Raw genomic sequence first — 13,451 nt, forward strand, 5'->3', positions numbered from 1 at the left:
CCTTAGCGCGGCTGAACCCTCATGTCAGGCCGGTTGCGGTGAAACCGAGGCCGGCTTTCCCGCGGCTAGCGGACCCAGTCCGATCAGCGGCCGCAGCAAGCGAAACTCGCGGCCGAAGAGGTAAAAGGCCGCACAGATCGCCGCCGTCCCCGCCAGCAGCGTTACAAACTCCAGTAACGGGCTGAGTTGGTAGCGCAGCGAATACCAGGTGATCAGCACGATTGCCGGCTGGTGCATCAGATAGAAGGGGAACACCGCCTCGGCGAGCGGCTTGCGCCAGCGATGATCGCGGTTCCAGTAGCGGTCGGCGAGCACGAACAACACGATCGTCATCGTCCACGCCATCGCCGCCACCGCTGCTCGCTCGGCCGCCATCACCCAGTGCGGCGGGATCGCTTCGCCGGGGAAGATCAACTCGACCGCAACCACGATCGCACCGGACACCGCTGCCGACGCCAGCGCTATCTTCCACCACCGCTGGAGGGGCACCCAGAGCTGCGGCGAACCGGCGAGCATGAAGCCGAACAGGAACATCGGCAGATACAGCGCGTGGCCGGCCCAGTCTCGGAACAGGCCGTGCTCCTCTTCCACCAGGAAGGTCAGAGCGACCTTGGCCATGGCGAGCAGCAGGGCCGGCGCCCACAGGATCCGCCAGCCCTTCGTCACCCACGCCACCAGCCAGGCCGTCGCCCGCTCGATCGGAATACGGCACCACGCCAGCCCCGCGGCGAGGATCGCGGTGTAGGTCCACAGATAGGCGACGAACCACAGATGCTCCCAGCTCGGAAATTCGCGCCCCCAGAAGTCGCCCGAACGCCAGTAATCATGCGCCCAGAACTGGATCAGGCCGTACGGATAGCCCTTGTCCATCACCCGAACCCACATCTCGACGGGGACCAGCGCGACCATCCCGAACGCCAGCGGGATCAGCAACCGCACGTTGCGCGAACGCAGGAACTTGCCCGCGCTCCCCGACTTGGTGAAGAGGTGCCACGAGGCATAGCCCGAGACCGCGAACAGCAAGGCGAGCCGCCAGGGCGTGAGCAGCGACATCGGCGTGATGAGCGCGTCGATCCGGTAGGGCGTCTTGATCACCCAGTCCCAGGGCGCGAACACCATGCCGATATGGTAGACGATCAGCAGTGCGAACGCCGCGATGCGCAGCCAGTCGAGGCCATAATGGCGGTCGGTACGCGGAGACTGGACGATGGTTTCGGTCACCAGCCGGCCTATAACCCCGCCGCCTGACCAATTGGTTATCGGACGCGCGACTTTCTCGCCCGCGACCGATCGGCTATAGGGCAGGCGAACCCAGAGGAACCTCAATGTCAGTGCGTCCCTGGCGCGATATCATGCGCCGCCAAAGCCGCCAGATCATGGTCGGCAACGTGCCCGTCGGCGGCGATGCCCCCGTCACCGTCCAGACGATGACCAACACGCCCACCGACGACGCGAAGGCGACGATCGACCAGATCCGCCGCTGCGAGGATGCCGGCGTCGACATCATCCGCGTCTCTTGCCCCGATGTCGCGAGCACCGCAGCATTGAAGCAGATCGTGCGCGCCGCCCGCGTGCCGATCGTCGCGGACATCCATTTCCACTACAAGCGCGCGCTGGAAGCGGCCGACGCGGGCGCGGCATGCCTGCGCATCAACCCCGGCAACATCGGCTCGGCCGACCGCGTCAACGAAGTGGTCAACGCCGCCAAGGCCAATGGCTGCGCGATCCGCATCGGCGTCAACGCCGGCAGCCTCGAGAAGGATCTGCTCGAGAAATATGGCGAACCCTGCCCCGAGGCGCTCGTCGAAAGCGCGCTCGACCATATCAAGCTGCTGCAGGACCGCGACTTCCACGAGTTCAAGGTCGCGGTGAAGGCCAGCGACGTGTTCCTCGCCACCGCCGCCTATCAGCAGCTCGCCGAAGCGGTCGACTGCCCGCTGCACCTGGGCATCACGGAGGCCGGCGGCTTCGTTGGCGGCACCGTCAAGAGCGCGATCGGCATCGGATCGCTGCTCTGGTTCGGCATTGGCGACACGATCCGCGTGAGCCTGTCCGCCGAGCCGGAGGAAGAGGTTCGCGTCGGCTTCGAGATCCTGAAGGCGCTGGGCATCCGCAACCGTGGCGTGCGCGTCGTCTCCTGTCCCAGCTGCGCGCGGCAGGGCTTCGACGTGATCCGCACCGTCCAGACGCTGGAAGAGCGCCTGCAGCATATCCGCACCCCGCTGTCGCTCTCCGTCCTTGGCTGCGTCGTCAATGGCCCGGGCGAGGCGCGCGAGACCGATATCGGGCTGACCGGCGGCGGCAACGGCAAGCACATGGTCTATCTCTCGGGCGTCACCGACCACACGGTCGAGGACGCCGACATGCTCGACCATATCGTCAAGCTGGTCGAGGCCAAGGCGGCCGCGATCGAGGCAGCGGACGCCGCGGCCGAAGCTGCCGAATGAAACAGCCCCCGGCATCCGAGGTACATCACGCCGTTGCCACCGGCGCATCGGCAACGGGTGCAGCGGCGGTCGGCATGACGAAACTGGGTGCGGTCGCAGTCGGCGCCGTCGCGATGGGCGCGTTCGCACTGGGTGCGCTTGCCATCGGCAGACTATGGGTCGGCCGCGCGCATATCCGCAAGCTGCGCATCGACGAACTCGAAGTCGGGCGTATCGTCCGCCTCGACGATCGCGACGCCTAGCCCACCCGGCTAAGCCAAGCCGCGAACGCCTGCATCGCCGCACTCTCGCGCCGTGAGTTCAGCCGCGTCAGCCAGTAGCGGCCAAGCGCGATCTCGACGGTAAAGGGCTGGACCAGGCGCTCGGCCGCAAGATCGGATTCGAACATCGCGGGCGGCGCCAGCGCAATGCCGTGGCCGCCCAGCGCCGCCGCAATCATCAACGCTGAGCTGTCGAAGACCGGGCCGGTCAGCCGCGGCGACGGCGCGCCGGCAGCGTCAAACCAGCGCGGCCACTCGTCAGCGCGATAGGAGCGCAGCAACGTCTCGCGCGCCAGATCGGCCGGGGCGGAGAGGCGCGCGGCGATGGCCGGTGTGCAGAGCGGTGACAGCGGCGCGGCAAGCAGCGGCACCGCATGCGTCCCGTGCCATGCGCCGTCGCCGAAGCGGATCGCATAGTCGAGCCCCTCGCCCGCCAGATCGACCCGGTTGTTGTTGGTCATCAGCCGCAGATCGACCTCGGGATATTCCCGCTGAAAGCCGTCGAGCCGCGGCAGCAGCCAGCCGGTCGCAAAGGTGCCGACCACTCCCAATGTCAGCACTTCGCGCATCCGTCCGCCTTCGTAGCGGTCGAGCGTCGCGCCGATCCGGTCGAACGCCTCGCCCAGCACCGGCACCAGCGCCAGCCCCTCGTCGGTGAGCGCAAGACCGCGCGGCAGGCGGCGGAACAAGGGCACGCCCAGCCGCCGTTCGAGCAATGCGACCTGATGACTCACTGCCCCCTGGCTGACGCAGAGCTCAAGTCCGGCGCGAGTGAAGTTCAGATGCCGCGCCGCCGCCTCGAAGGCGCGCAGGGCGTTGAGCGGGAGCTGGGGTCGATCCATCCGTCATCCATGAACTGCGCTCATGGCTAAGTCGAGAATTGATGCTTTGTGCGCCGGAGTCAGCTTCGCCACTCTCTTGCCACACACCAAAGCGGAGCGAATGGCGATGAGCAGAACTGGCGTCTTGATTGCGGCCCTGATGACCCTGTCCGGCACCGCCGTCGCACAGGATGCCGACCGTAACGACCCGCTGCTGCGCCCCATTGCGGAGGATTACGCGAAACAATGGCTGGAGCCGCAGGCGCCGGTGCGGATGCACGGGCAAAGCTATTATGTCGGGTTTCAGGGGCTGGGCGTGGTGCTGATCCGCACCGATGCCGGGCTGGTACTGGTCGATGCCGGGGTGCCGCAGGCGGTGCGCGCAATTCAGGCGAATATCCGCAAGCTCGGTTTCGACCCCAGCCAGATCAAGTACATCCTGATCACCGAACCGCATTGGGATCATGCCGGCGGTGCGGCGGCGCTGGCGCGGGACAGCGGCGCGACCGTGATCGCGGGCGCCGCGGCGGTCGAGGAACTGCGCCGCGGCAATGTCGGCAAGGACGATCCGCAGGCGAGCATCCACGCGCCGATGCCCGGCGTATCGCGCATCCGGGGCATGCGCGACGGCGAGACGCTGCGCATTGGCGGCGTCACCATCACCGCGCGGGCAACCCCGGGACATACGCGGGGAAGCACCAGCTGGCAGTGGCAGTCCTGCGAGGACAAATCCTGCGCGACCTTCGTCTTCTCCGCGAGCATCAACCCGGTGAGCGACGACCATTACCGGTTCGGCGACCACCCGGATCGCGTCGCGCTGCTGCGACAGGGTGCGGCGAAGCTGGCTGCCCTGCGCTGCGATATCGCCATCCCCTCCCACCCCGGCACCAACGACACGCTCGAGCAGCTCACCGTGCTGGAACGCTCGCGGACGCCCAATCCGATGATCGACGCGAATGCGTGCAAGGCGCTCGCCACGACCTATACGGAACGGCTCGACAAACGGCTGGCAAAGGAGAAGGCGGAACCGCGCACCGGCGATTGACCCGCGCCTACGGACACGCCAACCACGGCCGGTGAGTTTTCCGATTCCTTTCGCAGCAGCGTTGCTCATCTCACCGGCGGCGGCCGAGCAGCCGCGGTTCGAGACGGTCAGCGTCGGCGGCTGGACGATCACCGACGAGGAGGCGACCTGCGACGCCGGCTTCGCGATCGATAGCGAGGACGTACTGCGCGTCTCCGGCCAGATCTATGGCTGGAAAGACGGCCCCAGCGGCGGCGTGTTCCAGCATATCGGCTTCGAGAAGGGTGACTATACGCTGCCGTCCGGCACCTTTCCGGTGACGATCAGCTGGGCGGACGCGAGCGGGACCGTGACACGCGTGCAGACGACGGGCGAGGCCGTAGACCTCAGCGGCGGCCTGCTCGTCTATGCCGACCGCAAGGCGCCGGCGATCGGCATCCTCGGCCGCCTTCCCGCCAATGGCTGGATCGCCTTTTCGGTGAGGGGACGCGAATTGTATCGCGTGCAGCTGTCGCACGTCGACAAGGCCCTTGCCGCGCACAGCGCGTGCATGGACTTCATCACCCGGCAAAAGCGCCCGGGCACGCGCGACAGCGGGCGGATGCCGCTCCCGCCTAGGCCGCCCGAGCCTATCCCCCTGCCGCCGCCGCCCGCACCGGTGCCGCCGTCCTATGCGCCGCCCAGCGTTCCCGCCGCACCTTCCATCGACCCGGCCCCGCCCGCGCCCGTCAAGCCCGACCGGCGATAGACGGCCATGCGTTCGACCTCGCCCCTGACGGCCTTTGCCGTCGCCGCGCTCGGCATCGCCATCTTCTCGTCGATGGACGCGGTGATGAAAGGGCTGGTGATCGGGCTGGGCGCATACAATGCGCTGACCTGGCGCATGCTGGCGGGCACAGTGGTGAGCGGCATTCCCTATGCGCTGTCGCGGCCGCGCTGGCCGGCACGCGCGGTGCTGCGGATCCATTTCGTCCGCGGCATCGTCTCCGCCGTCATGGCGTTTCTGTTCTTCTGGGGCCTGGGGCGCGTGCCCATGGCGCAGGCGATCGCCCTCTCGTTCATCGCGCCGATCATCGCATTGTTCCTCGCCGCACTGATCCTCAAGGAACGGATCACGCGACTGACCATCATCGCCACCGCCATGGCCTTTGCCGGCGTGCTGGTGATCCTGTGGGGACAGGCGCGGGCCGAATTGGGGCCGGATGCATTCTGGGGCGCCGTCGCGATCCTCGTCTCGGCAGTCTGCTATGCCTGGAACATCATTCTGATGCGCCAGCAGTCGCTGGTCGCCGGCGCTGGCGAGGTCGCCTTCTACCAGACGATCATCGTTACCGCCGTCTATCTGTTCGCCGCGCCCTGGCTGCTGGTGGCGCCGCCGCTTGCCGATGCGCCCGCGCTGATCCTTGCCGCGATGCTGGCGACGGCGTCGCTGTTCCTGCTTTCCTGGGCCTATCGCCATGCGGAGGCCAGCTATCTCGCGCCGACCGAATATACCGGCTTCCTCTGGGCGACGCTCTGGGGCTGGGTCGTGTTCGGAGAGCACGTATCCCTTTTCACCGTCGCCGGGGCGGCGCTGATCGTCGGCGGGTGTATCCTCGCCGCACGGCGGCGCGATCACGCCCCGGTGGCCGACAGCGAGGCGCAACTTCCATGATCTCGATCCGACAAGCCGGCGCGCAAGATTTCGACCTGGTCGCGGAATTCATCCGCAAGCTCGCCGACTATGAAAAGCTGGCGCATGAGGTCCGTTTCGACGACGCGGTGCTGCATGGCCATCTGTTCGGTGCGCGTCCGGCAGCCGAAGTGCTGATCGGCGAGGTCGACGGCGTGCCGAGCGGCTTTGCTCTGTTCTTCCAGACTTTCTCGACCTTCGAGGGCAAGCCCGGGATCTGGCTGGAGGATCTGTTCGTCGATCCCGACGCGCGGGGTTCGGGTCTCGGCCGGGCGCTGCTGTCGCGGCTGGCGGGACTGGTGGTCGAGCGCGGCGGGGCGCGGCTCGAATGGGCGGTGCTCGACTGGAACGAGCTGGGCAAGGGCTTCTACCGCACGATCGGCGCCGGGCCGGTCGATGGCTGGGAGCGCTGGCGGATGGAAATCGACGCGATCGAGGCGCTGGCACGTGGCGTTTGATCAGGGCCTGCTCGACTGGGTGAGCGAGGCAATGGAGCCGATCGGCACCGTCACCCATCGCAAGATGATGGGCGGGGCGACGCTCTATCTCGACGGGACGGTGTTCGCGATCATCTCAAGCGACGACGTCTTGTGGTTCAAGGCGGATGCGCAAAGCGACGCGGTTTGGGATGCGGCGGGGAGCGACCGCTTCACCTTCCAGATGAAGAACCGGCTCGCCAGCATGAACTATCGCCGCGCGCCCGACGACGTGTTCGATGACGCCGATGCGATGCGCGAATGGGCGTCGCTGGGGCTGGAAGCAGGGCGGCGCGCACCCGAAAAGAAACCGAAAGCTACCCGCCGAGCGCGTTGATCGTGAAGGCGATGATGCCGAGGTTGAAGACGAAGGCGGCCAGGCAGTGGAAGGTCACCGCACGCCGCATCGGCCGCGTCGTGATCGTCACGTCGCTGGTCTGGAAGGTCATGCCTAGGCAATAGGCGAAATAGGCGAAGTCCGAATAATCGGGCTCCGGCGTCTCCGGAAATTCGAGTCCGCCCGCATCCTTCCCGTCGCGCGCGGTGTAGAAGAGATGCGCATAGTGGAGCGCATAGACCGAATTGCCGAACAGCCAGCAGATGGCGAGCGTGGCGATGACCAGGATCAGGCCGCGCGGTTGCGGCGCGCCCGCGGGGATCAGGACGCTCGCGATGGTGGCGAGGACGGCAAGGCTGATCGCGCCAGTGATGGCGAGCAATGCGACGCGGTTGGCGTCGTTGCGCCGGGCCGCCGCGCGCATGTGATGCGATTCGTAGCGGAACAGCGACAGGCAGCTGAGGAGGAAGACAGCTGCGGCGGCGTCGAACGCCACCATCACGCCGAAGCGGATGCCGAGCACGGGGATCGCCACGGCGCACCCGATGGCAAGGATCGCCGCGAACAACAGGAAACGCGGCGGCGCGATCCGGTTACCGATCCCGCGGCGATGTTGCGTGCTGTCGGCCCCCTCCCGCATCCGCCCAGTCTAGGCGCGATGCGGGCGGGTGGCCAGACGGCTCAGGCGGCCTTCGCCTTCTTCGCGGCCTCGATCGCCTCGACGACGATGCGGCGGGCTTCGTCGGCATCGCCCCACTGGCCGATGCGGACCCACTTCTCGGACTCGAGGTCCTTATAGTGTTTGAAGAAGTGCTCGATCTGCTGGAGCACGATCGAGGGCAGGTCCTGCCGCTCACCCACGTCCGAATAATAAGGGAAAGTGGTGTCGACGGGGACGCAGATCAGCTTCTCGTCGCCGCCGGCCTCGTCCTCGAGCTTGAGCACGCCGATCGGACGCGCGCGCACGACGCAGCCCGGAATGAACGGCGAACGCGAGATGACGAGCGCATCGAGGGGATCACCGTCAGGCGAGAGCGTGTGCGGCACGAAGCCGTAGTTCGCCGGATAGCGCATCGGCGTGTGCAGGATGCGGTCGACGAACAGGGCACCCGACGCCTTGTCGAACTCATACTTCACCGGCTCGCCGCCGGTCGGCACTTCGATGATGACGTTCAGGCTGTGCGGCGGATTGTCGCCGACAGGAATCATGTCGATGCGCATCTAAACTTCCTCTGTTGGTTCGGCTTCCCCGTCAGCGCGGGGCAAGCAGCCGATCCAGGCCACCCTCTCCGGAGCCCGTTTTTTCGAGGCGCGGATAGCGCAGGCCGCCGTGATAGTCGATGGCGATTTCGCGGTAACGTGTGCCGCTTCGGATGAGCAGTTTGATGGGGTCCTTGCCGCCCTTTGCGGCGCGAACCGCATCCTTGAGGCGATCGTCGGAATATTCGCGGCCAGCCACCGCAACGATCGTCTCACCGACATCAAGCCCGGCCTCGAAAGCAGGCGAATCCCAGGTGACCGAGCCGATCGCCCCGCCTTTCCCCACCGTCAGGCCGAGCGAATAGCTCAGATCCACACGGCTCACGCGCTTCTCGCTGTCCTTGAACGCCGCAGTCGGCTCCTCGGTATAGATCAGGCGATAGCCATTGGCGGCGAATCCCGCGAGCGGTGCGCGCTCGGTCAGGCCGTTCAAACGCTGGTTGAGGAACCCCGCCCAGTCATAGGGCTGGATCGCGTTGAGCGTCGCGGCGACATCCTCGATCTTGTAGGTGAGCACACCCCAGTCGCCGTCGCGCATCCCGAAAAAGGCACGGGCGAAATCGTCCATCGTCTTCTTGCCGCCGCTCTGCGCGCGCAGCATCGAATCAACCTCGAGCCAGATCAGCAGGCCTTCGTTGTAATAATCTTCCGATCGTTGCCAGCTCACCCAGCCCTTGGGCCGGCGCGCCGAGATGATCGGATCGTTGGTGGTATCGACCAGCGCGCGCCAGGTCCGTGCCGGACGGTTGTCGAGGGTGGCAGCGATGTTCGCCAGCATGTCGAGCGTATCCTGCTTCGACACGATGCCGGAACGCGCCTGGAGGATATAGCCCCAGAATTGCGTCTGCCCCTCATAGACCCAGAGCAGGGAATTGCGCATCGGCGTGCGGAAATCGGGGGTCCAGCTGTCGGCGCCGCGGCGGAACTTGCCGTTCCAGCTGTGGACGAACTCATGCGGCAACAAATTGCGCGATCCGGGGCCGTCATTCCACTTGGTGAAATAGCCGGGCTTTACGCCGTTTTCGGAGCTGCGGTGATGCTCGAGCCCGATCCCGCCCATCTCGTCGCTGATCGACAGCAGGAATTCGTAGCGATCATAATGCTGCGCACCGAACAGCTTGACCGCCTGAGTCACGAGATTCCTGTGCGCCTCGATCTGCTCGGGCTTGGCCTCCAGCTCCTTGGCATCGTCGGCAAAGACATTGAGGTCGACACGATCCGACAGCTTGAACTCGCGATAATTGCGCCCGGCAAAGACCGGCGAATCGATCAGCGTCTCGTAATCGGTCTTGTCATAGACGTACGCCGCACCCTGTTTGGTCGCAGGCAGGCCCGAGACCGCGGTCCAGCCCTCCGGATAGGTCACCGTTGCCTGGATCGGGATGCGCCGGGTGAACCAGCCCGCAGGATAGAGGCTCACCTGCTCGAACTCGAGGTTGAGCATCGCGGGGGCGATCGAGACGCGGCCCTGATCGGGATCGGTTGCGCCGACGAACTGGAATTCGAGATCGAGTTGCTTCGCGCCGCGCGGCACATCGACATGGAAGGCCCAGACGTCGACCGTGTCGCGCTTCCAGGGCACCGCCTTGCCGCCCGCGCTGATCTTGAGGCCGGTGAGCTTCTCGACCTCGCCGCGCGCGGCATGCTTGCCCGGCAGCCATGCGGGCATGAGCAGCACCATATGGCCGTCCTGCGCAACAGGGATGGTCTGCTTCACGCGATAGATCGCCTGCTGGACGTTGGTCGCATCGACCTTGAGCGTGATCGTGCCGGGATAGGCGGTGTCGCGCGCCGCAGGGATGCGGTTGTCGAACGGCAGCGGCTGGGGCGCGCTATTCTGTGCGGTGGCGGCGTTGGCGAGCAACAGGGCAGTGAGCGCGAAGGCGCGGCGCATAGAGGCCTCGAATGCAGGGGAGGATATGATGTTACACCTTTAGGCGCGGCGAGGCGGCGAGGTAAAGTGCCAACGGCAGCACGGACAAAGGGGCCAAACCCCGCCACCGCGCGCAACTTAGCGCTGGAAACACCCTTCACGGCTTGCTTACCATTCGCGCGCTATGCCCGACGCGATGTATCACGACCCTGCCCTCGCCACGCCGGCCAAGGCCGATCCGCGGCCCAAATCCGCGGTCAGCACCGGATGCGGGCTGGCGGGGCTGGTCGGCATGGCGTGCTGGCTGATCTTCGCGCGGATGAAGGGGCTGGACGGCCCCTATGCCGCGCTGGTCAATCTGGTCGCGGGCGGCGTGCCGATGGTGCTGTGGGCGCTGCTGGTGGACAAGGTCCACCGCAACCCGAGCACCGGCGTGAAGTGGGAGAATCCCCGGCCGCTCAAGGAAACGCTCGACATCTCGATCACCAAGATCGCGGGGCTGTGGCTGACCTGGGGCGGAATCGCCGCGATCTATTCGGTCTGCCGCTTCTACTGGGAAGGCAATTTCGCCTTTGCCATGTGGTGCTTCCAGATGTCGGCGCCGGCGCTGTTCATCCTGTCCGTCCCGTACGTCCTGTGGATCGACCGGCGGCTGGAGAAGCCGAGGGACGGCGCATGGATGCTGGGCGCGTGGCTGCTGGGCAACAAGGACGAGCCGATCGACGAGGCGGCGATCCACAACCATCTGCGCAGCTGGGCGGTGAAGGCGTTCTTCCTCGCCTTCATGCTGGCGATCGTGCCGCCGGGATACAGCCAGTTCGTGCGCGCGAGCACCGACGGCATCCTGAACAACCCCATTGCCCTCGCCAACTGGCTGATCACGGGCATGTTCATGTTCGACGTGGCGTTCGCGACGGTGGGCTATATCCTGACCTTCCGCCCGCTCGACAGCCATATCCGCACCGCCAACCCCTATGCGGCGGGCTGGGCGTTCGCGCTGATCTGCTACCCGCCCTTCATCCTGATGGGCAACGGAGGCCCGCTCGACTATCACCCGGGCACGTCGGACTGGACGCACTGGCTGGCCGGATACGACATCCTGCTGTGGATCATCGGCGCGGTGCTGGTGGCGCTGACCGCCATCTATGCCTGGGCGACGATGGCGTTCGGCTTCCGCTTCTCGAACCTCACGCATCGCGGGATCATCACCCACGGGCCGTATAGCTGGACGCGGCACCCGGCGTACCTCTCCAAGAATTTGTTCTGGTGGATCAGTACCTGCCCGCTGCTGGTGACCACGGGCAGCCTGTACGACGCGGTGCGCGCGACGGTGCTGCTCGCCGCGGTGAGCGGCGTCTATTACATCCGCGCCAAGACCGAGGAAAAGCACCTCGGCGCCGATCCGGCCTATCGCGAATATTCGGAGTGGATGGAACGCAACGCGCCCGTGCCGCGGCTGGTGGCGTGGGTGACGGGATGGACGTTCAAGCCAGGCTATGCGGGGCTGAAAACCCTGGATCAGCGCGCCGACTGATCCGCCTTACGAAGTTGACGATGTTACGCGGAACGCGATTTATTCTGTCAACTTGGTCGCCTTCGTCCGGGAGGTTCGGGGGCGTCATCGAACCGGACGAATCGACGCAATCAAAGAGCGGCCGCGACGCGGCCCGCCGATGCAAGCAAAGCAATTCCAACATTGCAAGCGGGACAGATTGGGACGGTCAGCGGACAAACCAGAAGGGTGTGTCTACGCCCTGCTGCCAAAGCACCTCGAAGCTCTCGCGAGACATCGTTTGAAGCTCCAGCCCATCGAACCCCTCGCTTAGCGACACATCGATCAGGGAAGGGCAATGATCGCCGTGGAGCTGTTCGATTTCGATGCTGTTTCTGGTGATGCCGCCATCTGCAAAGACTTCGATCGTCCGAATGACGGCGTCTGCCACCTCACTGACCTCGTAGTGCAGCCACGCCGGCATCTCAGCCGGAACTTCCGCATCGGGCCAGCGGAGGCGATAATAGATCGGTTCGTCAGGTGGCGTCACGATGGCGGCATAGCCGCGACCGGCTTTCGTACAACGCCTGCCATTGAGCAATCTAGTTTGGGCCTGACTCAACAATGATCATCCGATACAAACAAGACTCTTAGGGTAGAGACTGTTCAACACCATGTCCCATAAACCGAAATAGATAATAATTCCGAGAGTTTGATTGATGCACGAATTTCCTGAACCGATCAAATCGGTGCTCCGAGACTACTGTCACGTCGAGTGGCATGAATTAGATGAATTGGCATATGACGTTCAAACCAAGAGCCAGAAATTTGACGTGGAGAAATTGAAAGATCAGTTTGAAGCGCTCGCCAATTCTAGCGAGGACTACTCCCATCAAATCAATCAGCTAACCTCGAATGATTTCGGGTCGGGGAAAGAGGCCAGAGCCTGGTTAAGCAGAATCTATCAGATTGTTTTTCGGTAGGCCGCAAAGGGCGGCGGCGTTGATTTGCTCGACATGGTGTAGCGTCTCCGACGCTGCGCTGATCACACGCGCAAAACGGGGATTACGGTGACAGTTTACTGAATCCCCGAAATCGCTCGCCGCCCCCAGCAAGGTGGGATTTCGCGAAGACCTCGGTCCTGTAGTCCGGCGTCGTCATATTGCTGATGTTTTCGAATGCGAGGCGGGTACGGAAGCCAAGTTACCCAAGCACAAAGGCGCCCATTGCGCCGCTTAGCAGCTTGAGGAACCTACCCCAGCAACCCCTTGGCAAACTCCCGCACCGCCGGCCCGATATCCTCGCGGCTCAGCGCCAGCGCGAGGTTGGCCTGTGCGTCGCCCGCCTTGCCGCCGCTATCATCGCGCACCATGGAAAGGCCGACTGCGGATCAAGGCAATGTTGGATCGCTTGCTCCTGACTCGAGAGCGACAAGATCCTGAAGCCCGGGGTTGTCCTTCTTGAACGCCTCCCACACCTCCGACCAGCTGGGGTCCGACAGATTGAAGCAAAGGTATTTCGCGAAGTCCCGGAATAGGACCTGATTCACGTCGATCACCGCGACGCCAGCACCATACTGCCCTCGCGCGTAACCGGCCAAAGCCTGATGAAATGCCCAGGCAGCGGCATAGCTCACGTCCGCATCGTCAAGCGTCGAGCTAACCTCCTCCTCCAAGCGGATGAGGTTCGAGCATCCAAAGCCGCGGCCGTTGACCTCAGCGTCGGAGATATCGATCTGGGCCGGCCATTTCGATCGGATGAATTCGAACAGAGTCTCGATCTTCATCCG

15 protein-coding genes are annotated in these 13,451 nt (G+C 64.9%); 8 read left to right on the top strand and 7 right to left on the bottom strand.

Annotation, left to right across the window (positions count from 1 at the left end):
* Nucleotides 1-24: 24 nt before the first annotated feature.
* Nucleotides 25-1,221 carry an acyltransferase family protein gene (locus AC07TU_RS19505; protein WP_495189597.1) on the bottom strand — a complete coding sequence of 399 codons (1,197 nt, stop codon included), beginning with the start codon at nt 1,219-1,221 and terminating at the stop codon, nt 25-27.
* A 104-nt stretch (nt 1,222-1,325) separates the two neighbouring features.
* On the opposite strand from AC07TU_RS19505, the gene ispG reads away from it, so the two are divergent.
* Nucleotides 1,326-2,447: a flavodoxin-dependent (E)-4-hydroxy-3-methylbut-2-enyl-diphosphate synthase gene (gene ispG, locus AC07TU_RS19510; protein ID WP_495189598.1), complete on the top strand. Its 1,122-nt coding sequence runs from the start codon at nt 1,326-1,328 to the stop codon at nt 2,445-2,447.
* Complete coding sequence (locus AC07TU_RS19515; protein ID WP_495189599.1) at nt 2,444-2,689, top strand: hypothetical protein; 246 nt, start codon at nt 2,444-2,446, stop codon at nt 2,687-2,689. The genes ispG and AC07TU_RS19515 overlap by 4 nt, the downstream gene beginning before the upstream one ends.
* Here AC07TU_RS19515 and AC07TU_RS19520 read toward each other — a convergent pair.
* Nucleotides 2,686-3,549, bottom strand: coding sequence for a LysR substrate-binding domain-containing protein (locus AC07TU_RS19520; protein ID WP_495189600.1), 864 nt, complete (start codon nt 3,547-3,549; stop codon nt 2,686-2,688). The two genes, AC07TU_RS19515 and AC07TU_RS19520, sit on opposite strands and share 4 nt — an antisense overlap.
* Nucleotides 3,550-3,688: 139 nt before the next feature.
* On the opposite strand from AC07TU_RS19520, the gene bla reads away from it, so the two are divergent.
* From bla to AC07TU_RS19545, 5 genes are read left to right on the top strand one after another with little or no spacing between them, the layout of a single operon-like run.
* Entirely contained in the window at nt 3,689-4,573 is an 885-nt protein-coding gene (gene bla, locus AC07TU_RS19525; protein WP_495189601.1) for a subclass B3 metallo-beta-lactamase, read from the top strand.
* Between the two features lie 31 nt (nt 4,574-4,604).
* Entirely contained in the window at nt 4,605-5,300 is a 696-nt protein-coding gene (locus AC07TU_RS19530) for a hypothetical protein (RefSeq protein WP_495189602.1), read from the top strand.
* A 6-nt stretch (nt 5,301-5,306) separates the two neighbouring features.
* The gene (locus AC07TU_RS19535; protein ID WP_495189603.1) at nt 5,307-6,206 is read left to right on the top strand and encodes a DMT family transporter; all 900 of its coding nucleotides are present in this window, start codon (nt 5,307-5,309) and stop codon (nt 6,204-6,206) included.
* Nucleotides 6,203-6,682: a GNAT family N-acetyltransferase gene (locus AC07TU_RS19540; protein WP_495189604.1), complete on the top strand. Its 480-nt coding sequence runs from the start codon at nt 6,203-6,205 to the stop codon at nt 6,680-6,682. Before AC07TU_RS19535 ends, AC07TU_RS19540 begins: the two co-directional genes overlap by 4 nt.
* Complete coding sequence (locus tag AC07TU_RS19545) at nt 6,672-7,037, top strand: TfoX/Sxy family protein (protein ID WP_495189605.1); 366 nt, start codon at nt 6,672-6,674, stop codon at nt 7,035-7,037. Before AC07TU_RS19540 ends, AC07TU_RS19545 begins: the two co-directional genes overlap by 11 nt.
* Here AC07TU_RS19545 and AC07TU_RS19550 read toward each other — a convergent pair.
* Genes AC07TU_RS19550 through AC07TU_RS19560 form a run of 3 tightly spaced genes read right to left on the bottom strand, consistent with a single transcriptional unit; the run spans nt 7,018 to nt 10,191 of the window.
* Nucleotides 7,018-7,677 (bottom strand): DUF1345 domain-containing protein, encoded by a 660-nt coding sequence (locus AC07TU_RS19550; protein WP_495189606.1) that lies wholly within the window; start codon nt 7,675-7,677, stop codon nt 7,018-7,020. The genes AC07TU_RS19545 and AC07TU_RS19550 overlap by 20 nt on opposite strands.
* Nucleotides 7,678-7,718: 41 nt before the next feature.
* Nucleotides 7,719-8,258, bottom strand: coding sequence for an inorganic diphosphatase (gene ppa, locus AC07TU_RS19555; RefSeq protein ID WP_066573459.1), 540 nt, complete (start codon nt 8,256-8,258; stop codon nt 7,719-7,721).
* A gap of 31 nt (nt 8,259-8,289) precedes the next feature.
* Nucleotides 8,290-10,191 (bottom strand): M61 family metallopeptidase, encoded by a 1,902-nt coding sequence (locus AC07TU_RS19560; RefSeq protein ID WP_495189607.1) that lies wholly within the window; start codon nt 10,189-10,191, stop codon nt 8,290-8,292.
* Nucleotides 10,192-10,354: 163 nt separating this feature from the next.
* Here AC07TU_RS19560 and AC07TU_RS19565 point away from each other — a divergent pair, with 163 nt between their 5' ends.
* Nucleotides 10,355-11,704, top strand: coding sequence for a methyltransferase family protein (locus tag AC07TU_RS19565; protein ID WP_495189608.1), 1,350 nt, complete (start codon nt 10,355-10,357; stop codon nt 11,702-11,704).
* A gap of 187 nt (nt 11,705-11,891) precedes the next feature.
* Here AC07TU_RS19565 and AC07TU_RS19570 read toward each other — a convergent pair whose 3' ends face one another.
* Nucleotides 11,892-12,287: a hypothetical protein gene (locus AC07TU_RS19570; protein ID WP_495189609.1), complete on the bottom strand. Its 396-nt coding sequence runs from the start codon at nt 12,285-12,287 to the stop codon at nt 11,892-11,894.
* A 765-nt stretch (nt 12,288-13,052) separates the two neighbouring features.
* Nucleotides 13,053-13,448 (bottom strand): hypothetical protein, encoded by a 396-nt coding sequence (locus AC07TU_RS19575; protein WP_495189610.1) that lies wholly within the window; start codon nt 13,446-13,448, stop codon nt 13,053-13,055.
* Nucleotides 13,449-13,451: the final 3 nt, after the last annotated feature.

This window comes from Sphingomonas sp. GW821-FHT03E12, from assembly GCF_059420685.1.

Bases quoted from the DNA above. Each gene is read 5' to 3' on its own strand.
- ispG (WP_495189598.1), top strand. From the start codon at position 1,326: ATGTCAGTGCGTCCCTGGCGCGATATCATGCGCCGCCAAAGCCGCCAG.
- AC07TU_RS19515 (WP_495189599.1), top strand. From the start codon at position 2,444: ATGAAACAGCCCCCGGCATCCGAGGTACATCACGCCGTTGCCACCGGC.
- AC07TU_RS19520 (WP_495189600.1), bottom strand. From the start codon at position 3,549: ATGGATCGACCCCAGCTCCCGCTCAACGCCCTGCGCGCCTTCGAGGCG.
- bla (WP_495189601.1), top strand. From the start codon at position 3,689: ATGACCCTGTCCGGCACCGCCGTCGCACAGGATGCCGACCGTAACGAC.
- AC07TU_RS19535 (WP_495189603.1), top strand. From the start codon at position 5,307: ATGCGTTCGACCTCGCCCCTGACGGCCTTTGCCGTCGCCGCGCTCGGC.
- AC07TU_RS19540 (WP_495189604.1), top strand. From the start codon at position 6,203: ATGATCTCGATCCGACAAGCCGGCGCGCAAGATTTCGACCTGGTCGCG.
- AC07TU_RS19550 (WP_495189606.1), bottom strand. From the start codon at position 7,677: ATGCGGGAGGGGGCCGACAGCACGCAACATCGCCGCGGGATCGGTAAC.
- ppa (WP_066573459.1), bottom strand. From the start codon at position 8,258: ATGCGCATCGACATGATTCCTGTCGGCGACAATCCGCCGCACAGCCTG.
- AC07TU_RS19560 (WP_495189607.1), bottom strand. From the start codon at position 10,191: ATGCGCCGCGCCTTCGCGCTCACTGCCCTGTTGCTCGCCAACGCCGCC.
- AC07TU_RS19565 (WP_495189608.1), top strand. From the start codon at position 10,355: ATGCCCGACGCGATGTATCACGACCCTGCCCTCGCCACGCCGGCCAAG.
- AC07TU_RS19575 (WP_495189610.1), bottom strand. From the start codon at position 13,448: ATGAAGATCGAGACTCTGTTCGAATTCATCCGATCGAAATGGCCGGCC.